The sequence below is a fragment of the Amycolatopsis sp. NPDC104587 genome (assembly GCF_055583645.1).
The window spans coordinates 148981-171679 of sequence record NZ_JBVJNO010000017.1 but is presented as its reverse complement, the minus strand read 5'-3'; the positions used below and the strand labels follow the sequence as shown (position 1 = coordinate 171679).

At 72.4% G+C, this 22699-nt stretch carries 20 protein-coding genes; 14 read left to right on the top strand and 6 right to left on the bottom strand.

Annotation, left to right across the window (positions count from 1 at the left end; all coding sequences use genetic code 11):
- Positions 1-2: 2 nt before the first annotated feature.
- The 13 genes from ACZ61C_RS40680 to ACZ61C_RS40620 all read left to right on the top strand — a co-directional run bounded on the left by ACZ61C_RS40680 (position 3) and on the right by ACZ61C_RS40620 (position 17071).
- Positions 3-1010 (top strand): enediyne biosynthesis protein, encoded by a 1008-nt coding sequence (locus tag ACZ61C_RS40680; RefSeq protein WP_465313271.1) that lies wholly within the window; start codon positions 3-5, stop codon positions 1008-1010.
- Positions 1007-2392, top strand: a complete 1386-nt coding sequence (locus ACZ61C_RS40675; protein WP_465313270.1) for a cytochrome P450 — start codon at positions 1007-1009, stop codon at positions 2390-2392. The genes ACZ61C_RS40680 and ACZ61C_RS40675 overlap by 4 nt, the downstream gene beginning before the upstream one ends.
- A 41-nt stretch (positions 2393-2433) precedes the next feature.
- Positions 2434-3003, top strand: coding sequence for a DUF5987 family protein (locus tag ACZ61C_RS40670; RefSeq protein WP_465313269.1), 570 nt, complete (start codon positions 2434-2436; stop codon positions 3001-3003).
- Positions 3000-4652 (top strand): GMC family oxidoreductase N-terminal domain-containing protein, encoded by a 1653-nt coding sequence (locus tag ACZ61C_RS40665; RefSeq protein WP_465313268.1) that lies wholly within the window; start codon positions 3000-3002, stop codon positions 4650-4652. Before ACZ61C_RS40670 ends, ACZ61C_RS40665 begins: the two co-directional genes overlap by 4 nt.
- 68 nt (positions 4653-4720) lie before the next feature.
- Positions 4721-5752 carry a carboxymuconolactone decarboxylase family protein gene (locus tag ACZ61C_RS40660; protein ID WP_465313267.1) on the top strand — a complete coding sequence of 344 codons (1032 nt, stop codon included), beginning with the start codon at positions 4721-4723 and terminating at the stop codon, positions 5750-5752.
- 223 nt (positions 5753-5975) lie between these two features.
- Positions 5976-6770, top strand: a complete 795-nt coding sequence (locus tag ACZ61C_RS40655) for a TIGR03084 family metal-binding protein (RefSeq protein WP_465313266.1) — start codon at positions 5976-5978, stop codon at positions 6768-6770.
- Positions 6771-7002: 232 nt separating this feature from the next.
- Positions 7003-12825: a type I polyketide synthase gene (locus ACZ61C_RS40650; protein ID WP_465313265.1), complete on the top strand. Its 5823-nt coding sequence runs from the start codon at positions 7003-7005 to the stop codon at positions 12823-12825.
- 1 nt (position 12826) lies between these two features.
- On the top strand, positions 12827-13279 hold the full coding sequence (locus ACZ61C_RS40645; protein ID WP_465313264.1) for an acyl-CoA thioesterase: 453 nt from the start codon (positions 12827-12829) through the stop codon (positions 13277-13279).
- 38 nt (positions 13280-13317) lie between these two features.
- Complete coding sequence (locus ACZ61C_RS40640; RefSeq protein WP_465313305.1) at positions 13318-13857, top strand: flavin reductase family protein; 540 nt, start codon at positions 13318-13320, stop codon at positions 13855-13857.
- Between the two features lie 14 nt (positions 13858-13871).
- Positions 13872-14972 carry an SDR family NAD(P)-dependent oxidoreductase gene (locus ACZ61C_RS40635; protein ID WP_465313263.1) on the top strand — a complete coding sequence of 367 codons (1101 nt, stop codon included), beginning with the start codon at positions 13872-13874 and terminating at the stop codon, positions 14970-14972.
- The gene (locus tag ACZ61C_RS40630; protein WP_465313262.1) at positions 14969-15166 is read left to right on the top strand and encodes a DUF6222 family protein; all 198 of its coding nucleotides are present in this window, start codon (positions 14969-14971) and stop codon (positions 15164-15166) included. Before ACZ61C_RS40635 ends, ACZ61C_RS40630 begins: the two co-directional genes overlap by 4 nt.
- Positions 15163-16875 carry an acyl-CoA carboxylase subunit beta gene (locus tag ACZ61C_RS40625; protein ID WP_465313261.1) on the top strand — a complete coding sequence of 571 codons (1713 nt, stop codon included), beginning with the start codon at positions 15163-15165 and terminating at the stop codon, positions 16873-16875. Before ACZ61C_RS40630 ends, ACZ61C_RS40625 begins: the two co-directional genes overlap by 4 nt.
- Before the next feature lie 13 nt (positions 16876-16888).
- Positions 16889-17071 (top strand): acyl-CoA carboxylase epsilon subunit, encoded by a 183-nt coding sequence (locus ACZ61C_RS40620; protein ID WP_465313260.1) that lies wholly within the window; start codon positions 16889-16891, stop codon positions 17069-17071.
- Between the two features lie 24 nt (positions 17072-17095).
- On the opposite strand, the gene ACZ61C_RS40615 is transcribed toward ACZ61C_RS40620, so the two are convergent.
- The 5 genes from ACZ61C_RS40615 to ACZ61C_RS40595 all read right to left on the bottom strand — a co-directional run bounded on the left by ACZ61C_RS40615 (position 17096) and on the right by ACZ61C_RS40595 (position 20898).
- The gene (locus ACZ61C_RS40615) at positions 17096-17641 is read right to left on the bottom strand and encodes a carboxymuconolactone decarboxylase family protein (RefSeq protein WP_465313259.1); all 546 of its coding nucleotides are present in this window, start codon (positions 17639-17641) and stop codon (positions 17096-17098) included.
- A complete protein-coding gene (locus ACZ61C_RS40610) occupies positions 17613-18059 on the bottom strand; it encodes a DUF6187 family protein (RefSeq protein ID WP_465313258.1) in 447 nt (148 codons plus the stop codon). Before ACZ61C_RS40610 ends, ACZ61C_RS40615 begins: the two co-directional genes overlap by 29 nt.
- 415 nt (positions 18060-18474) lie before the next feature.
- Complete coding sequence (locus ACZ61C_RS40605) at positions 18475-19842, bottom strand: FAD-dependent oxidoreductase (RefSeq protein WP_465313257.1); 1368 nt, start codon at positions 19840-19842, stop codon at positions 18475-18477.
- Positions 19839-20324: a DUF6423 family protein gene (locus tag ACZ61C_RS40600; RefSeq protein WP_465313304.1), complete on the bottom strand. Its 486-nt coding sequence runs from the start codon at positions 20322-20324 to the stop codon at positions 19839-19841. Before ACZ61C_RS40600 ends, ACZ61C_RS40605 begins: the two co-directional genes overlap by 4 nt.
- A 244-nt stretch (positions 20325-20568) precedes the next feature.
- Entirely contained in the window at positions 20569-20898 is a 330-nt protein-coding gene (locus tag ACZ61C_RS40595) for a DUF6235 family protein (RefSeq protein WP_465313256.1), read from the bottom strand.
- A 393-nt stretch (positions 20899-21291) separates the two neighbouring features.
- Here ACZ61C_RS40595 and ACZ61C_RS40590 point away from each other — a divergent pair, with 393 nt between their 5' ends.
- Positions 21292-21483 (top strand): hypothetical protein, encoded by a 192-nt coding sequence (locus ACZ61C_RS40590; protein WP_465313255.1) that lies wholly within the window; start codon positions 21292-21294, stop codon positions 21481-21483.
- 111 nt (positions 21484-21594) lie between these two features.
- Here ACZ61C_RS40590 and ACZ61C_RS40585 read toward each other — a convergent pair whose 3' ends face one another.
- A complete protein-coding gene (locus ACZ61C_RS40585) occupies positions 21595-22686 on the bottom strand; it encodes a nucleotide disphospho-sugar-binding domain-containing protein (RefSeq protein ID WP_465313254.1) in 1092 nt (363 codons plus the stop codon).
- Positions 22687-22699 lie beyond the last annotated feature (13 nt).

Genomic DNA, 22699 nt, shown 5'->3' with positions numbered 1-22699 from the left:
GCATGACCACCCCGACTCTGACCAAAGTGGACGCCGCGCCACCGAAGCGGACGAACAAGGTCGTCACCGCGCTGCGCCGGTTCGCGATCTCGATCACGATCTTCAACATCATCGGCTACACGATCCTCGGTTTCGAGCAGCCGTGGCTGTACCCGTTCGTCGCGCTGGCGACCGCGTACACCACGGAGATCGTCCTGGAGATCATCAACGCCCGGGTGACCGACCGCGAGGTCCGGTTCAAGGGCAACGGGTTCAAGGGGCTCGTGGAGTTCCTGCTGCCGGCGCACATCACCGGTCTCGCGCTGAACATGCTGACCTACGTCAACGACCGCATCCTCGTGATGATCTTCGGGGTGGTCGTGGCGGTCGGCGCGAAGTGGGTCCTGCAGGCGCCGGTGTACGGCCGCATGCGCCACTACATGAACCCGTCGAACTTCGGCATCACGATCATCCTGCTGTTCTTCCCGTGGGCCAGCATCGCCCCGCCATACCACTTCAGCGAGCAGATCGCGACCTGGGGCGGCTGGCTGATCGTCGCGATCATCCTGATCTCGGGCACCGTGCTCAACGCGCTGCTGACCAACCGGATGTTCCTGATCGCGGGCTGGTTGAGCTTCTTCGTGATCCAGGCCTTCGTCCGTGGCTGGCTGTTCGGCACGTCCATCCCGGGCGCGCTGGCGATGGGCACCGGGATCGCGTTCGTGCTCTACACGAACTACATGGTGACCGACCCGGGCACCTCGCCGTCGAAGAAGGGTTCGCAGTTCGCCTTCGGCGCCGGCGTGGCCCTGGCGTACGGCTTCTTCACCGCCGTGCACGTCGCGTACGGGCTGTTCCTGGCCACCGCGACCGTCTGCCTGATCCGCGGGCTCTTCCTGTGGGGCCTGCACTTCTCGAACAAGGCGCGGATCAAGTTCGAGGCCGACCAGGCCGCGCAGAAGGCGAAGCTGGAGCTCGCGCCGCCGGTGGAGTCCGACGGCGGCGAGAAGCCGGGAGCCGTCGCGGCATGACCGGATCGCAGCACGAAGCCCGGGCGGCGCACACCGCGCCGCCCGGGCCGCCGCGCCGGGCGACCTTCCGGTTGTTGAAGCAGCTCTTCACCGACCGGCTGGCGCTCATGGGCGACAACGCCGAGGCCTACGGCGACGTCGTCCGCATCGCCATCGGACCGAAGGCGATGTACCTGGTCAACCACCCCGACCTCGCCAAGCACGTGCTCGCGGACAATGCCGCGAACTACCACAAGGGCATCGGCCTGCAGGAGGCCCGCCGGGCCCTCGGCGACGGCCTGCTCACCAGTGACGGCGAGACCTGGAAAACGCAGCGCCGGACGATCCAGCCGGTGTTCCAGCCCAAGCGGATCTCGCGGCAGGCCGCGGTCGTGGCGTCCGAAGTGGACGCTCTGGTCAAGCGCCTGGCCGAGTACGACGGGCCGGTCGAGGTCCTGCACGAGATGACCGGGCTGACCCTCGGCGTGCTCGGCAAGACGCTGCTCGACGCCGAGCTCGGCGGGTACGAGACGCTGGGCCACTCGTTCGAGGCCGTGCAGGACCAGGCCATGTTCGAGGCGGTCACGCTGAGCATGGTGCCGCAGTGGGTGCCGCTGAAGAAGCAGGTGGAGTTCCGGACCGCGCGTGACGAGCTGCGGCGGATCGCCGAGGAGCTGGTGGACCAGCGGCTCGCGAACCCCGTCGAAGGCGGCGAAGACGTGCTGTCGCGGCTGATCGCGTCCGGCTCCACGGACGGCGCTTCGCGCGAACGCATGCGCGACGAGCTGATCACCCTGCTGCTGGCCGGGCACGAGACGACGGCGAGCACGCTCGGCTGGGCGTTCCACCTGATCGACGAGCACCCGGAGGTCGGCGAGCGGCTGCACGCCGAAGCCGTCGAGGTGCTCGGCGACCGGCTGCCCGAGCACGAGGACCTGCGGCGGCTGACCTACACCGTGGCCGTCGTCGAGGAGGTCATGCGGTTGTACCCGCCGGTGTGGCTGCTGCCGCGGATCGCCCAGGCCGACGACGAGATCGGCGGGTACCACGTGCCGGCCGGCTCCGACGTCGTCGTGGTGCCCTACACGCTGCACCGGCACCCGGAGTTCTGGGCCGACGCCGAACGCTTCGACCCGGGCCGGTTCGACCCGGCCAACCCGGCCGGGCGGCCGCCGCGCTACGCCTACGTGCCCTTCGGCGCCGGGCCGCGGTTCTGCATCGGCAACAGCCTCGGTGTGATGGAGGCGGTCTTTGTGCTGGCGATGGCCTCGCGGGACCTGCAGCTGCGCAAGGTGGCGGGCAAGGTCGTCGAACCCGAGGCGATGCTTTCGCTGCGGGTGAAGGGCGGCCTGCCGATGACGGTGCACCGCCGGGAACGGACGCGGCGAGCCGAAGCCGCTTGAGCAGTACGTCTACTGTGGACATTCGACGAGGAGGTAGGCCGGTGCAACCCGAGGCCACCGAAGAAGAACGCGTCATGAACCAGACCCTCGAGGCCTACGCGGACACGATCGTGCCGGGGGAGAAGAGGTTCCCGGAGGACCGCGCGATCGCCGGGGCGTCGCCCGGCCCGGGGTCGGTGGCGGCGGGGGCGCTCGAGCTGCTGAACTTCGACGCGACCGGCGTCACGGCCGGCCTGCCCTACCTCGCGCAGTCGCTCAACGACCACGCGAAGTCCTACGCGGGTGAGGTCGAGCTGGAGCTCGACGACGACGTGCCGCCGTTCGTGGCGCTGTCCTACGAGCACCGCCGCGAGCTGGTGCACCGGCTGACCACGCCCGGGCACCCGGAGAAGGACGGCTGGGTGAGCCTGGCGCTGTTCTGCAACATGGCCTACGACAGCGCGCCGCACCTGCACACCGCGGACGCCATCCGCGACGGGCACCCGGGCCTGCTGGCGCTGGGGTACACCCCGCCGGACGCCGACGGGTTCTGGCGGTTCCCGAAGTACGGCTATGGCCGCAAGCTGGCCGAGATCCACCCCGACACGACACCTTCCGGGAGCCCCGCATGAGTGCGATCGACAAGACCGACGTCGTCATCGTCGGCAGCGGCTTCGGCGGGTCCATCCCGGCCTACCACCTCGCCGCGGGCGGGGCCAAGGTCACCGTCCTGGAGCGCGGGCCCTGGCTCGCGGCGGACGACTTCGAGCACGACTACCTGCTCGGCTCGTCCTACACCCGGGCGTTCGACTTCGTCGTCGGCGACGGCATGAGCGTGCTCGGCGGCAACTGCGTCGGCGGCGGCAGCGTGGTGTACTTCGCCGCGATGCCGCGCGCGCCGCGGTTCGTCTTCGAACGCCACGGCAGCATCGGGCGGCGCATGTGGCCGTCGGTGATCTCCCGCGACTCGCTCGAGCCGTGGTACGACCGGATCGACGAGTCGCTCCCGGTGTCCAAACAGGACTGGAACGACGTCTCCTACGCCGGCGGGCTGTGGGCGGCGGCGTGCAACCACTCCGGCCGCACGGCCAACCCGGCGCCGGTCGCCGTCGACAACAACACCTGCGTCAACTGCAACTTCATGATGGCGGGCTGCAAGTTCGACGCGAAGCGCTCGATGCTGACGAACTACCTGCCGGCCGCGCTCGCGCACGGCGCGCAGATCCGCCCGCTGCACGAGGTCCAGCGGCTGGAGCGCACCGAGGACGGCAGCTACCGGGTCTACTTCGACATCGTCGACGAAGAGGACTACCGGATCCACACCGGCACCGGCGTGATCGAGGCGAAGGTCGTCATCATCGCCGCGGGCGCCGGCGCGACCCCGGTGATCCTGCAGCGCTCGGAGGCGGCGCTCGGCGAGATGCCGCACGGCGTCGGCCGGTACTTCTCCGGCAACGGCGAGCGGCTCAACACCGCGATCATCGACGAGGACCGCGTCCGCGAGGTGCTCGGGCTGTCCCGTGAGGACGGTCCGGTGTACTCGGCCAACCACATCGGCAAGGGCCCGACCGTCGCGAACTGGGACAAGCTCGACGGGTCGCTGCCGGAGTACGAGCGGTACTCGCTGGAGCAGCTGTACTTCCCGCCGGGCCTGGGCACCATCCTCGCCCAGGTGCCCGGCGGCGAGGAGCCGCGCTGGTACGGCGCGGAGAAGAAGGAGCTGCTGAAGCAGTGGGCCAACTGGCTCACGATCTTCCTGATGACCGAGGACGACAACGAAGGCGTCTTCGGCACCCCGCCGCCGACCGGCAACGCCTACCGCATCTCGCAGCAGATGCTCGGCCGCGGCCCGCTGCGCTACGACCCGACCGAGAACACCCGGCACGGCTGGGCGCTCGCGGACGCCGACTGCAAGGCGATCATCGAAAAGGACGGCCTCGCGAAGGTCGCGCCGTGGACCAACGACGTCGTCGGCGCGTACACCGTGCACCCGCTGGCGTCGTGCCGGATCGGGGACGACGCGGCGACGTCCGCGCTGCACCCGAACCACGAGCTGCGCAACCACCCGGGCATCTTCGTCACCGACAGCGCGTCGGTGCCGGGGGCGCTCACGGTGAACCCGGCGATGACCGTCGCCGCGCTCGCCGAGCGGTCGATCCCGGGCATCGTCCGGGAGCTGCAGTCGCGCGGTGTCGACGTCAAGTACGGCGCGCCGGCTCCCGACGGCTCGATCACCGGTCGTCGCGCGGTGTCCAAACTGGACCTCGTGGCCGGAAACTGATGCACGGAGACGCGCTCGTGCCGCCGGCTTCCCGGCGGCACGAGCGCGGCCGTTTTCGAGGAGGAACCATGGCTCCGGTGCTCGTGCGGCTTGCGCTGCGGAGCACGCTGCGGGACGTGAAGTACGTCCGGGCGGTGCGACCGCGGCACGCGCGCGGCCTCGTCCGGGACGTCTACCGCCAGGTGGAACGGGACTTCGGGATGCTCGCCCCGCCGATGGCGCTGCATTCGCCCGCGCCGGAGGTGCTCGCCGCGGCGTGGCTGATGCTGCGGGAGTCGCTGGTGGCGGGCGGGTCGGCGAGCCGGGCGGACAAGGAGGTCGTCGCGGCCGCGGTGTCGGCGGCGAACTCGTGCCCGTACTGCGTCGAGGTGCACGGGATGGCCATCGGCTCCCTGGGCGACCCGGCCGCGGCGGCGGCGATCGCTTCCGGCGCGGTCACGGAGATCCCCGACCGCGACACGCGGGCGCTCGCGGCCTGGGCGCGCGGCGCCGGCCCGCTGCCCCCGGACGTCCCGGCCGCCACGGCGGCGGAGTTCGTCGCGGTGGCCGTGGCGTTCCACTACCTCAACCGGGTGGTGAGCGTCTTCCTCGGGCCGTCCCCGCTGCCCGAGGCGGTGCCGCCGGCCGCGCGGGCGAAAGCCAAGGTCGTGCTGGGGTTCCTGCTCAAGCCGGGCACCCCGCCGCCGCCGGGGGACGCACTCGGACTGCTGCCCGCGGTCGCCGTCAGCGGGCCGGACTGGGCGCCCGCGGGCGGAACCCTCTCGGACGCCTTCGCACGGGCCGCGGCGGCCATCGAGGCCGCCGGGGAACGCTCGGTGCCGACGCGGGTGCGCGACCTCGTGCGCCGTGAGCTGAAGGCGTGGGACGGGAAACCGCCCGGGCTGAGCCGCGCGTGGACGAAGGAGGTCGTCGCGGAGCTGCCGCCCGAAGAGCGGGGCGCCGGGCGGGTCGCGCTCCTCGTGGCCAAGGCTCCGTACCAGGTCGACACCGCCGACGTGGCTGACTGGGTGCCCGGCGATCGTGGCCTGGTCGAGCTGGTCTCGTGGGCAAGTCTCGCCGCGGCCGTGGAGTTCGGCGACCGCTTTCCGCTGGGCGCGTGAAGAGAAGACCCTGGCCGGCCCGCCGGGTGATGATCGAAGGGTCGGATCCACCGCCGGGGCGCGCAGCACCGGGGCACACCGAAGCCCCTCCCGGTTCGCGTCGCCGCCCCCGCGCGGCAGCCGATCCGGCGACCGGCGGCCGCTCGCGACGGTGGCTCCCCAGCCACTGCGCGGGCGGCCGCCGGCGCACGAACACCAAGTCATACGGTGAGAGGAAATCAAGGTGACTGACACCACGGGCGTGATCGCCGACCTGACCGCCGAGGGCGCCGAAGTCGACGCGCTCGTCGCCGGTCTCACCGAACGGGAGTGGGACACCCCCACGCCGGCCCCCGGGTGGGCCGTCCGGCACCAGATCGGGCACCTGGCGTTCATCTTCCGGCTCGCCGGCCTCTCGGCCGCGCAGCCGGAGACGTTCGTCCAGCTGACGAGCTCCCTTTCCGGTGGCCTGGAGGTGGCGGTGAACGCCGCCCTGGAGGAGTACATCCACGACCCCGCCGAGGCGCTGCTGACGCGCTGGCGGGCCGAGCGGGACGCGGGCATCAAGGCCCTCGCGGCCGTGCCCGGCGACCAGCTGGTGCCGTGGCTGGTCAACCCGCTGCCGCCGTACGTGCTGGCGTGCGCCGGGATGATGGAGCTGTTCGGCCACGGCCAGGACGTCGCCGACGCGCTCGGCGTGCGCCGCGAGCGCACCGACCGCATCAAGCACCTGGTCGGGTTCGCCGTGCGGGTCCGGGACTTCGGGTACGAGGCGCGCAACCTGACGCCGCCGGCCGAAGAGTTCCGGTTCGAGCTGACCGCGCCCTCGGGCGCGCTCTGGACGTTCGGGCCGGAGGACGCGACGCAGCGCATCACCGGCAGCGCGGCGGACTTCTGCCTGCTGGTGACCCGGCGGCGGCACCGCTTCGACCTCGACGTGCGGGCCAAGGGCACCTTGGCCGACCAGTGGCTGGACATCGCCCAGGCGTACCGGGGCCCGGCCGGCGACGGCCGCCGGCCGGGGCAGTTCCGCGACTAGAAGATCCATTGTGGACGGTTAGACGTCCTTGTCCGAGCGTGCTGAGGTGCAGGCCACGGGCAGGAAGAAAGAAGACGGTCCGCGCCGTCCGGGAGATGCTGGACCCCGGCCGGACGGGCGGGCCGGGACGGACGGGCAGGCCGGAAACGGGACGCGGTCCCGGGTACGGACGACAGCGGGACCTGACGGACCCGGTGAGACTGGGCTCGAGAGCCAGTGGGAGTGCGGTGGCATGAGCGTTGAGCGGATTTCGATCGTCGGTATCGGCCTCCGATACCCCGACGCGAGTTCTCCGGAGGAGCTCTGGGAAAACGTGCTGGCCGGTCGCCGGGCGTTCCGCAGGCTCCCCGACGAGCGGATGAACCGGGCGGACTACTATTCGCCCGATCCCAAGGCACCAGACCGTTTTTACGCACAGAAGGCGGCGGTGCTGCGGGACTACGAGTTCGACCGCGTTTCGCACAAGGTGGCCGGCAGCACGTTCCGGGCCACCGACACCACGCACTGGCTGGCGCTGGACGTGGCCGAGCAGGCGCTGGCGGACGCCGGGTTCGCCGAAGGCGAAGGCGCGCCGAAGACGAGCACCGGCGTGGTCATCGGCAACAGCCTGACCGGTGAGTTCTCGCGGGCCAACATCATGCGGCTGCGCTGGCCGTACGTGCGCCGCACGGTCGCCGCCGCGCTGAGCTCACGCGGCTGGGACGACGAGGAGACCGCGACCTTCCTGCGGGACCTCGAGGTCCAGTACAAGGAGCCGTTCCCGGAGATCAACGAGGACAGCCTCGCCGGCGGCCTGGCGAACACGATCGCCGGCCGCGTCTGCAACCACTTCGACTTCGCCGGCGGCGGGTTCACCGTCGACGGCGCCTGCTCCTCGTCGCTGCTGTCGGTCGTGACCGCGGCGAACGCGCTGGTGCAGGGCGACCTCGACCTCGCCATCGCCGGCGGTGTCGACCTCTCGATCGACCCCTTCGAGGTCATCGGCTTCGCCAAGACCGGCGCGCTGGCCAAGCGCGAGATGAAGGTCTACGACGCCGACTCCAACGGCTTCTGGCCCGGCGAGGGCTCGGGCATGCTCGTCCTGATGCGCGAGAGCGACGCGCTGGAGCAGGGCAAGCGCATCTACGCGTCGATCGGCGGCTGGGGCGTTTCCTCCGACGGCAAGGGCGGCATCACGCGGCCCGAGGCCGCCGGGCACCGGCTCGCCCTCCAGCGTGCCTACACCCGGGCCGGCTACGGCGTCGAGACCGTGTCCTACTTCGAGGGCCACGGCACCGGCACCGCGCTGGGCGACGCCACCGAGATCGAGGCGCTGTCCACCGCCCGCCGCGACGCCGACCCGCTGGCCAAGCAGGCCGCGCTGTCGACGATCAAGGGCAACATCGGCCACACGAAGGCCGCGGCGGGTGTCGCGGGCCTGATCAAGGCGACGCTGGCGGTGTACCACCAGGTCATCCCGCCGGCCACCGGGCACTACGAGCCGCACGAGTCGCTGACCGGCTCCTCGGCACGCATGTACGTGCCGAGCGAGGCGGCGCTGTGGCCGGCCGACCAGCCGGTGCGCGCCGGTGTCTCGGCGATGGGCTTCGGCGGCATCAACTCGCACGTCACGGTCACCGAGGCGCCGACCGCGCCGCGGCGGCGCGAGGTCGACGAGCGGGCCCGCGCGCTGGTCGCCGGGCGCCAGGACGCCGAGCTGCTGCTGTTCGACGCCGACGACGTCGCCACGCTGCGCGGGAACATCGCCGCGGCGCTGGAGGTCGTGCCGAAGCTGTCCTTCGCCGAGCTGACCGACCTCGCGGGCTCGCTCGCCGGGGAACTGGCCGGCCGTGCGGTGCGCGCGGCGGTCGTCGCGGGCAACCCGGAGCAGGCCGAGCGGAAGCTGACCAAGCTGCTCGAGAAGCTCGAAGAGACGAGTTCCGTGTTCGACGCCGCCGACGGCGTCTTCGCGAGCAACCGCACCACCGAGCCGAAGATCGGCTACCTGTTCCCCGGCCAGGGCTCCGGCCGCGGCGGGGACAGCGCGCTGCGCCGCCGGTTCAGCGCGGCCGAGGAGATCCACCGCGCCGCCGGCCTGCCGGTGACCGGTGACCAGGTCGCCACCGAGGTGGCCCAGCCGCGGATCGTCACCGGCTCGCTCGCCGCGCTGCGCGTCCTGCGCTCGTTCGGCGTCGAAGCGGTCACGGCCACCGGCCACAGCCTCGGCGAGCTGACCGCCCTGCACTGGGGCGGCGCGCTCGACGAGCGGGCGCTGCTGGACCTGGCGAAGGTCCGCGGCAAGGTGATGGCCACGACCAGCGGGGACGGCACCGGCGCGATGGCCGGCATCGCCGCCTCGCCGAGCCGGGTGGAAGAGCTCGGCCTCGGGTCCGACGTCGTCATCGCCGGCTACAACGCCCCCGAGCAGACCGTGCTCTCCGGGCCGGCCGAGTCGATCGACCGGATCGTGGCCCGGGCCAAGGCCCAGGGCGTCAGCGCGACCCGGATCAAGGTCTCGCACGCCTTCCACTCGCCGCTGGTCGAGCCGGCCGCGGTCGAGATGACCGGCCGGCTGAGCGAGTTCGGCTTCTCGCGGCTCGAGCGGCCGGTGGTTTCGACCGTCAGCGGCGACGTGCTGCACGCGGCGGAGAACCTGCCGGAGCTGCTGCGCGAGCAGATCGTGCTGCCGGTCCGCTTCCGCGAGGCCGCCACCAAGGTGGCCGAGCGCAGCGACCTGGTGGTCGAGGTCGGCCCCGGCCGGGTGCTGACCGGGCTGTTCGAGGAGATCGCGCCGGACACCCCGGTGCTGGCGGTCGACTCGGACAACGCGTCGCTCGCGGGTCTGCTGCGGGTTGTCGGCGCGGCCTTCGCGCTCGGCGCTAACCTCACGCTGGACACGCTGTTCGAGGGCCGGGTCGTCCGGCCGCTGCCGATCGACGGCCAGTTCTCCTTCCTCGCCAGCCCGTGCGAGGCCGCGCCCGCCATCGACGGCGAGCTGGCCGCCGAGCTGGCCGCGGAGAAGGCGCAGGCCGCCGAGGCCGACGCCACGGCCGACAACTCCGGCAGCTCCACTCTCGACCTGCTGCGCAAGCTCGCCGCCGACCGCGTCGAGCTGCCGCTGGAGACCGTCACGGCCGACACCCACCCGCTCGACGACCTGCACCTGTCGTCGATCACGGTCGGGCAGCTGGTCAACGACGTCACCCGGGCGCTGGGCCGGCCCGCCCTGGAGGGCATGCCGAACTTCGCGACCGTGTGCCTCGGTGAGCTCGCCGAGATGATCGACGAGCTGGCGCAGACGGCGAAGCCCGCCGACGCGGGCCAGGCCGAGGCCACCGGCGTCGGTCCGTGGGTCCGGCCGTTCGCGGTCGAGTACGTGCCCGCGCCGCGCCCGGTCGCCGACCTCACCCCGGGGATCGGCAACGCCCAGTGGCAGGTCTTCGCGACCCCGCGGCACCCGCTCGCCGAGCCGCTGAAGGCCGCGCTCGCCGCGGCCGGCGCCGGCGACGGTGTCGTGCTCTGCCTGCCGGCGGACTGCGACTCCAGCCACGTCGGGCTGTTCCTCGACGCCGGCCGCGCGGTCATGGCCGCCCCCACCGGCACGCGCTTCGTGGTCGTGCACCACGGCTACGGCGCCGCCGGCCTGGCCCGGACCCTGCGGCTCGAGGACCCCTCGGCCAAGACGACCATCATCGACCTCGCCGACCCGACGCCGTCGGGCGCCGACGAGATCACCGCGGCCGTCCAGTCCGTGGTGGCCGAGGTCGCCGGGACGACGGACTTCACCGAGGTCCGCTACGGCGCCGACGGTGGGCGCACGGTGCCGCGGCTGTCCGCGCTGCCGGCCGCCCCGACCGGCCCGATCCGCGAGTCGCTGGACCAGACCGACGTCCTGCTCGTCACCGGTGGTGGCAAGGGCATCACGGCGGAAAGCGCGCTGGCGCTGGCGAAGGACTCCGGGGCCAAGCTCGCCCTGCTCGGGCGCAGCGACCCGGAGACCGACACCGAGCTGGCGGAGAACCTCGACCGGCTGGAGGCCGCGGGCATCCGCTACCGGTACGAGCGCGCCGACGTCACCAACGTGAGCCAGGTCGCCGAGGCGGTCGGCCGGATCCAGGCCGAGCTCGGCATGGTCACCGCGGTCCTGCACGGCGCCGGCCGCAACGAGCCGGCCGCCCTGTTCAGCCTCACCGAGGACAGCTTCCGCAAGACCCTCGCCCCGAAGATCGGCGGGCTCAACGCGGTGCTCTCGGCGGTCGACCAGGACCGGATCAAGCTCCTGGTCACGTTCGGCAGCATCATCGGCCGGGCGGGCCTGCGCGGGGAAGCGCACTACGCCACGGCGAACGACTGGATGACCGAGCTGACCCTGCGCTTCGGCCAGGAGCACCCGCAGGCGCGGGCGATCGCGCTGGAGTGGTCGGTCTGGTCGGGCGCCGGCATGGGCGAGAAGCTCGGTGTGGTCAGCGCGCTGATGCGCGACGGCATCACGCCGATCCCGCTGGAGGAGGGCATCACCATCCTCCGCCAGGTGCTGGCCGACCCGGCCGCGCCGCCGGTGCTGGTGGTGTGCGGCCGCACGTCGGGCCTGGCCACGCTGCCGATCCAGAAGCGCGAGCTGCCGCTGACCCGGTTCGTCGACCGCGCGGTCGTGCACTACCCGGGTGTCGAGCTCATCACCGAGGCCGACCTGTCCGACGGCAGCGACCCGTACCTGACCGACCACCTGCTCGACGGGCAGCTGCTGTTCCCGGCGGTGCTCGGCATGGAGGCGATGACGCAGGCCGCGGCGGCGACGCTGGACCGCGTCGGCGCGCCGGTGCTCTCCGACGTCGAGTTCCTCCGGCCGATCATCGTCGCGCCGGGCGGGTCGACCACGATCCGGCTGGCCACGCTGGCCCGCGACGCCGACACCGTCGACGTCGTGATCCGCAGTGACGAGACCGGCTTCAGCGCCGACCACTTCCGGGCGCGGCTGAGCTTCGCACGGCCGGCGGAGCTCGGCGAGCGGGCACCTCGCGAAGTCGCGCTGCCGCCGGTCCCGGTGGAGCCGATCAGCGAGCTGTACGGCTCGGTCCTGTTCCAGGGCAAGCGGTTCCAGCGTGTCCTCGGCTACCGGCGGGCGAGCGCCCGGCACGCGGTCGCCGAGATCGCGACCACCGCGGACTTCTCCTGGTTCGCGCCCTTCCTGCCGCAGGACCGGCTCCTGGCCGACCCGGGCACGCGGGACGCGATGATGCACGCGATCCAGTGCTGCGTCCCGGACGCGACGCTGCTGCCGCAGAGCATCGAGAAGCTCTACCTGGCCGAGCCCGGTGTCCAGCACGAGGAGTACGTGCTGCTGGACGCGAAGGAACGCTTCCAGGACGGCGACAGCTACGTCTACGACCTCGACGTGCGCAACCCGGACGGGACGCTGGTCGAGCGCTGGGAAGGGCTGAAGCTGCGGGCGGTCCGCAAGCGCGACGGCGCGGGCCCCTGGGTCCCGTCGATGCTCGGGTCCTATGTGGAGCGTGCGTGCGAGCGCCTGCTCGGCGGGACGCGGTCGGTCGTGCTCGAGCCCGACCCCGCCGGCCAGCCGGCGGAGGCCACCGCCGAGCGGCGGGCGCAGACCGCGCTCGCGGCGGGCCGAGCGGTCGACCGCCAGGTCGAGATCCGGTACCGCCCCGACGGCAAGCCGGAGTTCGACGACGGCAACGTCACGGCTTCGCACACGTCACAGCTCACGCTCGTGGCGGCCGGCCCGGCGCAGCTGGCGGTCGACATCGAGACCGCGATCGAACGCACCGACGAGGACTGGGCCGGGCTGCTCGGCGAAGAGCTCCTCGCCCTGGGCCGGCTGCTCGCGGCCGACACCGGGGAACCGATCAGCGTGGCCAACACGCGGGTCTGGAGCGCGATCGAGTGCGTCCGCAAGAGCGGCGCGATGACCCAGGCCCTGACCGTGCGCCAGGTCGACCCGGACGGGTGGGCCCTGCTCGCCAACGGCGAGGCGCGGATCGCGACCTGGTCGACCACCGTCAACGACCGGACCGACCCGATCGTGTTCGCGGTGCTCCACGCAGAGGGGAACTGAGATGACCGACTACTACGAGATCCGCCACACGGTCGGCTTCGAAGAGACCAACCTGGTGGGCAACGTCTACTACGTGAACTACGTGCGCTGGCAGGGCCGGTGCCGCGAGATGTTCCTGAAGGAGAAGGCCCCGGCCGTGCTCGAGGAGGTCCGCCACGACCTCAAGCTGTTCACCCTCAAGGTGGACTGCGAGTTCTTCGCCGAGATCACCGCCTTCGACGAGCTGTCCATCCGGCTGCGCCTGGAAGAGCTGACGCAGACCCAGATCCAGTTCACCTTCGACTACGTCCACCTGCACCCGGACGGCGAGCGGCTCGTCGCCCGCGGTCGCCAGCGCATCGCCTGCATGCGCGGCCCCAACACGGCGACCGTGCCGTCGCGGGTGCCGGAACAGCTGCGCGAGGCGCTGGCGCCGTACCACGCGGCGGGTTCGGTCAACGGCAAGGGAGTCTGATCGTGTCGACCGAGACAGATCGGCCGCCGGAGCGGGGTGTGCTCAAGCGGCTGCCGACATCAGCGGCGCGGCGCGGGCTCTCGGCCCAGCCCGGCCTGCGCCAGGTGATGTCCCAGTTCGCGACCGGGGTCACGGTGCTGACGGCGGGCGGTGAGGACGCGCACGGGATGACGGCCAACGCGTTCTCGTCGGTCTCGCTGGAGCCGCCGCTGGTGCTGTGTTGCGTGTCGAAGGCGGCGCGGATGCACACGTCGATCGTGGCCGCGGACTCGTTCGCGGTGAACATCCTCGCCGCCGAGCAGCAGGAGCTGTCGAAGTACTTCGCCGACTGGCGCCGTCCCGACGGGATGGCCCAGTTCGACGCGGTGGGCTGGACGGCAGGCGCCAAGACCGGGGCGCCGCTGCTCGACGGAACGCTGGCCTGGCTGGAATGCGAGCTGGCCCAGGTGCTCGACGGGGGTGACCACTCGATCTTCCTGGGCCGGGTGGTCGCCACCAGCCGGGGCACCGGCGAGGACGCGCTGGTCTTCTACGGCGGCCAGTACCACGAAGTCGACGGGCGCGCCCGCGCGGCTTGAGAAGGGACGAGGTCATGCTGATCGCGGTCACGGGCGGCACCGGGTTCCTCGGTGCGCACACCGTCGCGGCGCTGCTGCGGCGGGGCCACCGGGTGCGCCTGCTCGCCCGTGACCCGGCCCGCGTGGCCGGTGCGCTCGGGCCGCTCGGCGTCGATCCGTCCACTGTGGACGTCGTCGCCGGTGACGTCACGGCGCCCGAAGCCGTGGGCCGGCTGGTCGCCGGGGCGGACGCGCTGCTGCACGCGGCGGGCGTCTACACCTTCGACAGCCGGCGTCGCGCCGAGCTGGACCGGGTGAACGTGCACGGCACCGAGGTCGTGCTCGACGCCGCGCGCCGGGCCGGCACCGGGCGGATCGTGCACGTCTCCACCGTCGGGGCCCTCTACCCGACGCGGGAGCCGTCGATCGGCCCGGCCAGCCCGGTCGGCGAGCCGCGGGAGGCCTACCTCGCGTCGAAGGCCGCGGCCGAGCGGATCGCCCGCGGGCACCGCGAGGCCGGCGCGCCGGTGGTCGTCACCTACCCGCCGGCGCTGCTCGGCCCGCACGACCCGCACCTGGGCGACCAGAACGCGCGGCTGCGGGACCTGCTGCGCGGCCTGATGCCGATCTGGCCGGCACGCGGGCTGCCGATCGGCGACGTCCGCGACTCGGCGGAGCTGCACGCGCGGCTGCTCGACGGGACGGCGCCGGCCGGCGACGCGTTCTTCGGGCCGGGGCACTTCCTGGCCACCCGCGAGTACCTCGCGACGGTCCGCGCCGCGACCGGGCGCCGGCTGCCCGCGGTGTTCCTGCCGCCGCGCTCGATGTACCCGGTCGGCCGCGCCGCCGACCTGCTCCAGCACGTCTGGCCGTGGCACATCCCGGCCGAGTACGGCGCGATCTACGTCTGCGCCACCGCCGTGCCCGTCGACGCGGCCGCGCCGCGCGCGGACGTCCCGGCGCGGCCGGCGCTCGAAACGGTGCACGACACGGTGGCCTGGTTGCACACGACCGGGCGGCTGACCGACCGGCAGGCCGGCATCGCGGCCGGGCCGGGCCCAGCGTCCACATCGTCCACATCGGACGACGGCTCCGGCGCGCCCGGAGCCGCAGAGATCGAGGAGGCACTGTCATGACCGCCAGCGACGCCACCGAGCCCATCCGCATCGCCCCCGCGCCCGCACCGGCCGTCGCGGCCGCGGACGTGCCCGCCGAGTGGCCGGTCCGGCCGATGCCCCGGCTGGGCCGCGGCATCGTGTGGTCCGACATCGTCGCGGAGATCGCGCGTGACAACGCCGCCCGTGACACCGGGATGCGGGACGCCGCGTGAGCGGTCGGCACGAGTCCGGGGCGCAACGCGCCGACGACACCGAGGTGGTGCCGGTTCCGGAAGCGCTGCAGCAGGGCCGTCGCCGGCTGAGCCGGGTCGACGACGGCGAGGCTCAGGTGATCGCGCTGGCCAGGACGGCCGAGCCGGTCCCGCCGGAGCCGGCGGAGATGCCCCTGCTGCGGCAGCAGCGGGAGGAGCTGCGCGCCCACATCGTCGAGGGCAAGCTCGAGGCGGTCCGGCGCCAGCACTCGCTGGGCAAGCTCACCGCCCGCGAGCGGCTCGACCTGCTGCTGGACGAGGACTCGTTCGTCGAGGTCGAGCCGTACCGGCGGCACCGCGCGAGCGGGCCCGGGCTCACCGGGAACCGGCCGTACACCGACGGTGTCGTCGCGGGCTCGGGCACGATCGACGGCCGTCGGGTGTTCGTCTACGCCCAGGACTTCACCGTTTTCGGCGGCTCGCTGGGGGAAGCGCACGCGAAGAAGATCCATAAGGTCCTCGACCTCGCGATCGCGAACGGCGCCCCGGTGATCGGGCTCAACGACAGCGGCGGCGCCCGCATCCAGGAGGGTGTGCTCGCCCTCGACGGGTACGGCGGCATCTTCCGGCGCCAGGTCGAGGCGTCCGGCGTGATCCCGCAGATCAGCGTGATCCTCGGGCCGTGCGCCGGCGGCGCCGCGTACTCCCCGGCGCTGGCGGACTTCACGTTCATGGTGCGGGACACCGCGCGGATGTACCTCACCGGCCCGGACGTCGTCGAGGCGGTGACCGGCCGCCGCGTCACCCACGACGAGCTCGGCGGCGCGGACGTGCACGGCTCGATGTCCGGCGTGGCGACGGTGGTGCACGACGACGAGGAGAGCTGCCTGGCCGACGTCCGGTACCTCGTCTCGCTGCTGCCGTCGAACTACCTCGACGCCCCGCCGATCGTCGCGGAAACCGGCGCGAAGGACGACTACCGGCCGCGGCTGGCCGAGCTCGTCCCGGTGCAGCACAGCCAGCCCTACGACATGCGGGAGCTGTTCGCCGAGGTCGCCGACGACGGCGAGTTCTTCGAGCTGCACGAAGGCTGGGCCCGCAACGTGCTGTGCGCGCTGGCCCGCCTCGACGGGCGCGTGGTGGGCTTCGTCGGCAACCAGCCGGCGGTGTTCGCGGGCGTCCTCGACGGCCCGGCGTCGCAGAAGGCGGCGCGGTTCGTGCGGTTCTGCGACGCGTTCAGCATCCCGCTGGTCAGCTTCGTCGACGTGCCCGGCTTCCTGCCCGGCGTCGAGCAGGAGCGCGGCGGGATCATCCGGCAGGGCGCGCAGCTGCTGCACGCCTACTGCGAAGCGACCGTGCCGCGGATCCAGGTGATCGTGCGCAAGGCCTATGGCGGCGCGTACATCGTGATGGACTCTCGGTCGATCGGCTGCGACCTCTCACTGGCCTGGCCGACGAACCAGATCGCGGTGCTGGGCGCGGAAGGCGCGGTGAACATCCTGCACCGGCGCGAGCTGGCGGCGTCCGACCACCCCGAGGCGTTGCGCGCGAAGCTCGTCGACGAGTACACCCGCGAGTACCTGAACCCGAGCTACGCCGCGGAACGCGGGCTGGTGGACGACATCATCGACCCGGCCGAGACCCGCGCGGCGCTCGCGCGGGGCCTGGCCATGCTGGCGGACAAGCGGAAGCCGGGCCCGGCCAGGAAACACGGCAACCAGCCCATCTGAGGGGTTTACCACGATGGACGAGCTGAAGGTGGTGCGCGGCAACCCGGACGACTACGAGCTGGCCGCCCTGGTGGCGGTGCACGCGGCGCTGCGCGCCCGCCGGCGGGCGCCGGAGCCCCGCCGGTCGTCGTGGGGCCGCCGGGCCGGCTGGGCGACGTCACCGGCTGCGTGGCGTCGCTCCGGCCTGCCCGGCTGAGTCTTTCCGGTCACTGGTTTCCGGTCACTCGTCGAGGAACCGCGCCAGACCGGCGTACCCGACCTCGGCGAGCCGCTCGCCGGATTCGGTGGCGTAGGCCGGGTCCGCCTTGATGCCGATGCCTTCGACCATCCGGTTCATGAAGTTGAAGAGCGCACAGACGAGCACGGCGTCGTGCAGCGCGTCCTCGTCCCACCCGGCGGCGAAGACGGCCTCGGCGTCGGCCTCGGTCATCCGCGCGGGCGTCCGCGTCAGCTTGCCGACGTAGGCCAGCACGGGCTTGAGCTTCTCGGAAACGGGCGCGCTGTCGAGATCGGCGACCGCGGCGGTGAGCACACCCGCCGGAACCCCGAAGGCTTCCGCGGTCACGGTGTGGATCCCGTGGCAGTAGTCGCAGCTGTTCAGCCCCGAAACGTAGGCGGCGATCATTTCGCGTTCCCCGGTGGTGAACGGCGAATCCCCGCGCAACAGCGTTTCGTGGAAGGCGAGCAGGTGTTTCGCCGGTTCGGGGTGGGCCCGGAAGACCTGCAGCAGGGTCGTTTCAGCCGGCAGGGACTTCAGGTAGGACATTGTGGAGTTCCTCTCGGTCGCAGAGCCGCTCGATTTCGTCGCGGCGGATCCAGCAGGCGGTCAGATAGCTCCGCGACGCCGTCCCGGCACCGGGAACGGCCCGCTCGACCCGCCTGGCAGTGTCCCGCCATTCCCGCCGCATGCCCCCGGACGGCGTTTTCCCGGGCACGGCTTCGACGGCGGGCCGCAGCCGCCGCCATTGCCGCACCCCGCTGGTGACGAGTTCGGCGTGCCCGGCGCTGAAAAGCCCGTGCCGCGCCCGGTCGACCACCTGCGTGACAAGCCCGGGATCGTCGGCCAGCCCGGCGAACCCGAGTCCGGCGAGCAGCCGGTCGGGGTCGAGGCCGAGCAGGATCACCCCGGCTTCCTCGTCCGGTGAGGCGTCGAGGTCGGGGAGGTCGAAGCGGGAGTCAGGCACTGAGGGTCACCTCCGCGGGGGAGTCGGGAGCGGGGTTGCGGAAGCGGGGGCTTGGGGAGCCGGGATGCGTCGGCCGGTGCGCCCCGATGTGGTGTTCGGTGCGTTGGGCGCAACCAAGGCCACATCGGAGCGCGCGGAGGCCGGGTGGAGCTGCGGCGCCGCCCGCCGCCCGAGGGCGAGCCCGGGCAGGCCGCCGTGCGAGGCGGCGGCCACTGGCGCCGGTCTCATGGGGGCGAGCCCCGGTCGGCCGCTGTGCGAGGCGGCAGCCGCCGCCGGGTGTCCGGTGGGATCGTGCCTGTGCGGGCGGGCCGCCGGTGCCGGTGGTCTCGTGGCGGCGGCTACTGGCGCCGGTCTCGCGGGGACCAGCCCCGGTCGGCCGCTGTGCGAGGCAGCCGCCGGGTGTGCGGTGGGGGCGTCAGACACCGGCCCCCACCCTGTTGCGGCGGGGGAGGGCCGCCGTTGCGTCGTCGTGGCGGAGGCTCTGGGCCACCGCGTCCGCCACCCGGGCCGTCGCCACCCGGTGGCCGTCGATGTTGCGGGCCGCCGGGCCCAGGACCATCCCCGCCGCCGCGCCGACCACCGACACCCGGGGGGCGTGCGTGTAGGCCAGGGTGCGTTCGTCCAGGTCAGGCCAGCCGTCGCGCTCGCCGACGGCGAACGCCGGCAGCAACCCGCGGCCGGTCTCCGGTGTGGTGCCCAGCGCGAGCACGGCGTGGTCGCCGCTCACCCGTCGGCCGCCCGCGAGGCGCAGGACCGCGGTCCCGCCCATCCCGGCCGAGAGCCCGGTGATCTCCTCGCCGCGGTGCACGACCAGCCGGCCCTCGGCTTCGGCCCGCTCCAGCGCCGGCCGGAACTCGAACATCACCGACGCGCGCCGGTACTGCGCGAACAGCCCGAGCCGGTCCTTCCACTGGACCCCGCCGATGCGGGCGCGGCCCTCCGGCCGGAAGAACTTCGAGTTCACGTCGGCGCACTGGTAGTGCTCACCGGTCGCGCGGACCACCCAGTGCACCTCGCGCCCGGCCTCGAGCGCCGCGGTGATCAGGTGGGCCGAGCTCAGCCCGGCGCCGACCACCACCTGACGGCCCGTGATGCCCGACGGCAGCCGCTCGTCCCAGTACGTCACCCCGGGTGGCGCGGCCCCGCCGCCCCACCAGCTGTCCGGCGCCTCGCGGCGTTCCTCGCCGGGGCACAGCACGACGTGGCGTGCGGTCACGGTGCCCCGGTCGGTGCGCACGACGACCTCGTCCGCCTCCGGGCTCACCTGCTGGACACTGGCCCGCCAGGTCTTTTCCGCGACTTCGTGCGTGGCGACGAGGTGTTCGCAGTAGGCCTCGAAGACGTCCACCGGCACCACCGAGCGGTGCCCGGCCTGCGACATCCGCACCTCGCGCCGTTCGGTCGGCGTCAGCCGCCCCCAGTGCAGCCGCGCGAAGTCCAGCAGCTCGCAGTCGCGGTACCCCTCGACCCCGGGATGGTGTTCGTACGGCGACCGCAGCACCCGCTGGCCGAGCAGGTCGATCCGGCCGAAGAACCGGCCGCAGGCCCGGCCGCCCCGGTCCAGGACGCCCACGTCGCGCACCCCGTGGTGCCACAGCGCCGAGGTCACCGCGAGCCCGGCCGGACCGGCCCCCACGACGACGACGTCGGCTCGGGCCGGCAGCTCGTCGCGTGGCGGGACGGGCGGGAACGGCAGCCGTGGCCACGCCCGGCCCCGTGGCGAACCGAGCAGGTGCGGCTCCGGGATGAACGAGCTCGTCAAGGGCCCGGGCGCGGTGGTCATCCGATCACGGTGACGGGGACGACGATCTCCACCATCGGCCGCCGCGGCATGCCGTTGGTCACCATCTCTTCGAGCGTCTGCTCGGACTGCTCGAGGCTGTCGGTGGCGATGGGGCTGTAGCGCGAGTACGAGTAGGCGGGCTTCCGGGCGCTGGTCTCCATTTCGTACACCTTGATGACCGCTTCGCCGGGTCGCACCTCGCCACCGTAGAAGGTCAGGCGGCGCTGGTCCGGGGTCATGAACGACTTGGAGAACTGCCGCGACATCACCAGGGTCTCGGGGTCGTTCACGAAGGTCGACTCGTCGTCCATCACGACCTGCATCGCGACCCAGGTCTGGTCGGTGAGGTTCGTCTCGGACTTGATGATCTGCCAGCGCCCCGGCTCCGGGAGGTTCACCGTCACCGAGACGTCGTGGTCGGTCGTGTCGATGGCGCCCGAAATCATCATGACCCGGCGGCGGACGTCGGCGACACCCGCCATTTGGATGTCCCGCGCGCGCACCCGGCCGGAAACGTCCAGTCCGGCGAATTCAGGTGAAGACATTTGCGTGGCCTCCTAGTTATTTCCCCCGAGAACCCCCGATGAGCCAACAAGGCCGAGGATTCCAGAGCGACGGAAGCATCGCAAGATGACGGATACACGATCACCGGGGTGATCCGCGCGAGCGGCGGCGCGGATCACCTGGGGACTGCGACGTTCGGAGTAGTGCCCGTTCGCGAACGGGTCAAGGCTCGTCGATGTCCACATCCGCCTCGACCTCGGCGACGAGGGCCGCACCGGCCGCGGCCGCGGCGTCGTCGTCGAGCGTGCCGACGTACCGGATTTCGAACGTCGACTCATTCCGGTTGATGGCGACCTTGAGGGTCAGGTCGGCTTTCACCAGAATGACGAAATGGTAAATGTGCTCGGGGTCGCCGAAGACGTCGTAGATGAGGAAAACCGAGCCGTCTCCGATTGCGAACAATGCCTCGTAGACGATGTTTCGCTCGGCCTGCGTCGCCTTGGCCGACCATTCCTCGAGCACCTCGAAACCCGCGATGAGCTGGAGGCGCATAGCCATCCCGCTGGCCTCCCAACGAGCGCACGCCGAGGGGCGGGAAGAGCGGGCTCGGACGTGCGCGAGACGGCCCGCCGAAGGTCCGGCCTCAGACCGGGTTCCTCCCCCGTGGTGATATCCACTCAAGTCTGTCGGTGGGGGAAACGCCCCGGCATCTCCGAGATTGCCCACCGTGGCCGGGATGACTACCGCCGGTACCGCCACCTTGCGGGAAACCGCCGCGCCGGACCGGTGCGCAACGGACGAGAAGCCCTGCGGCCGTGAAGTGCGGTGAGCTGGACGGGTGTGAAATATCCACTGCGCAACCCCTTCGAGGTGCATGATGACCGAAAGCGTTGAACCCCAGCGGATCCCCGGGCTTTCTGCATACTCCCCGCGTGAGGAAGCCCGATGAGCGCGGCCGAACGCCAGCAGACGTGCGCCGTCTGCGGCGGAGCGTTCGTTCCGGGCGAACGCACGGACGTCGAAGTCCTGCTGGACGGCGAAGTCCGGTACGTGGCCGTGCATCCGGGACACAGCACGTTCCCGGCGTCCGCAGCCGGGGAAGAAAGCGCCCCGGGATCGGGCCGCCAGGCGGCTTGACCGTCACGGGACCGGCTTTGGGGAGCACAGCGGGAGATTCCCCGCCGGTGCTCGCCTGGTGATGAGACGTCGTCGCGGTTTCCCGGCTCCGGCGTGAAGAGCCCCACGGTGTCAGGTCCGGTCTTCCAGCTGTGCGGCGATGTCGGCCGGGCTCGGCTGGGTGGCGATCTCCGCCGCCACCCGCTCCGCCGCCGTCCGGTGGTCGGGCGACTCGAGGAGCTCGCGGCAAGCGCGGTGCACGGCCTCGATCGTCGCCTCCGCCGGGAGCAGCATGATTCCCGTGCCGGCCTTGACCGCGGCCTCCGCGTTGTCGAAGGCGTCGTCGAACTGCGGGATCACCACCTGCGGGCAGGCGGCGGCGAACGCGGTCAGCGTGGTGCCCTGCCCACCGTGGTGGATCACCGCCGAACAGGTGGGCAGCACCTCGGCGAGCGGCAGCCGGCCGGCGTGGCGCACCTGCTCGGGCAAGGCCGGCCACGACGCGGCGACCTGGTCGTCGATCGCGACCACCAGTTCGACGTCCAGTGAGCTGAGCCGCCGCAGCAGCGGCACCATGAACCCGCCGACGTCACGCGAGCCGAGGTGCGGCAGCAGGGTGCCGAACGTCAGGCAGACGCGCGGTGAACGCCGGGCGCCGATCAGCCAGCGGGGCAGCGACGCGTCCCCGCTGTGGGCGACGTGCCGGATGCTCTGGTGGGCCTCGGCGTAGGCGGCCCGCAGGCTCGGCGGCCACGGGTTCAGCAGGACGTCGGCCTCGGGCGCGGGACTGCCCGACTCGGCTTCCCACGCGGCCCGGTACTCCGCCAGGTGGGCGGCGCCCCAGTGCAGTTCGACGCGCGGCAGCCCGCGCTCGGCCGCGACGACCGGCCCGGCCAGCTCGGCCTTTTCGCTCACGACCAGATCGGGCCGCCAGTCCCGGATGACCTCGTCCGCGCCGGAAAGGCTGCGCCGCGCGATTTTCGCGAACGCGAGGCCGTGTGCGAACCGCTCGTCTTCGGTGGCCTGATCCGTCGCCGCGACATCGGCGACGCCACCGGAACTGCTCCACGCCACGACCGGCAGGCCCGTGCGGACGGCGGTCGGCCGGAAATCTTCCGTGGTGGCAACCAAAACCTCGTGCCCGCGCGCGCGGCAGGCCCAGGCGAGCGGAACCAGCGGGAAGAGGTGGCCCGGGAGACCGACGGTGGTGAACAAGATGCGCACGGCCACTCCTGGC

Coding starts and splice junctions, on each gene's coding strand:
- ACZ61C_RS40680 (WP_465313271.1), top strand. CDS start 3: ATGACCACCCCGACTCTGACCAAAGTGGACGCCGCGCCACCGAAGCGG.
- ACZ61C_RS40675 (WP_465313270.1), top strand. CDS start 1,007: ATGACCGGATCGCAGCACGAAGCCCGGGCGGCGCACACCGCGCCGCCC.
- ACZ61C_RS40665 (WP_465313268.1), top strand. CDS start 3,000: ATGAGTGCGATCGACAAGACCGACGTCGTCATCGTCGGCAGCGGCTTC.
- ACZ61C_RS40660 (WP_465313267.1), top strand. CDS start 4,721: ATGGCTCCGGTGCTCGTGCGGCTTGCGCTGCGGAGCACGCTGCGGGAC.
- ACZ61C_RS40650 (WP_465313265.1), top strand. CDS start 7,003: ATGAGCGTTGAGCGGATTTCGATCGTCGGTATCGGCCTCCGATACCCC.
- ACZ61C_RS40645 (WP_465313264.1), top strand. CDS start 12,827: ATGACCGACTACTACGAGATCCGCCACACGGTCGGCTTCGAAGAGACC.
- ACZ61C_RS40635 (WP_465313263.1), top strand. CDS start 13,872: ATGCTGATCGCGGTCACGGGCGGCACCGGGTTCCTCGGTGCGCACACC.
- ACZ61C_RS40630 (WP_465313262.1), top strand. CDS start 14,969: ATGACCGCCAGCGACGCCACCGAGCCCATCCGCATCGCCCCCGCGCCC.
- ACZ61C_RS40620 (WP_465313260.1), top strand. CDS start 16,889: ATGGACGAGCTGAAGGTGGTGCGCGGCAACCCGGACGACTACGAGCTG.
- ACZ61C_RS40615 (WP_465313259.1), bottom strand. CDS start 17,641: ATGTCCTACCTGAAGTCCCTGCCGGCTGAAACGACCCTGCTGCAGGTC.
- ACZ61C_RS40605 (WP_465313257.1), bottom strand. CDS start 19,842: ATGACCACCGCGCCCGGGCCCTTGACGAGCTCGTTCATCCCGGAGCCG.
- ACZ61C_RS40600 (WP_465313304.1), bottom strand. CDS start 20,324: ATGGCGGGTGTCGCCGACGTCCGCCGCCGGGTCATGATGATTTCGGGC.
- ACZ61C_RS40595 (WP_465313256.1), bottom strand. CDS start 20,898: ATGCGCCTCCAGCTCATCGCGGGTTTCGAGGTGCTCGAGGAATGGTCG.
- ACZ61C_RS40590 (WP_465313255.1), top strand. CDS start 21,292: ATGAGCGCGGCCGAACGCCAGCAGACGTGCGCCGTCTGCGGCGGAGCG.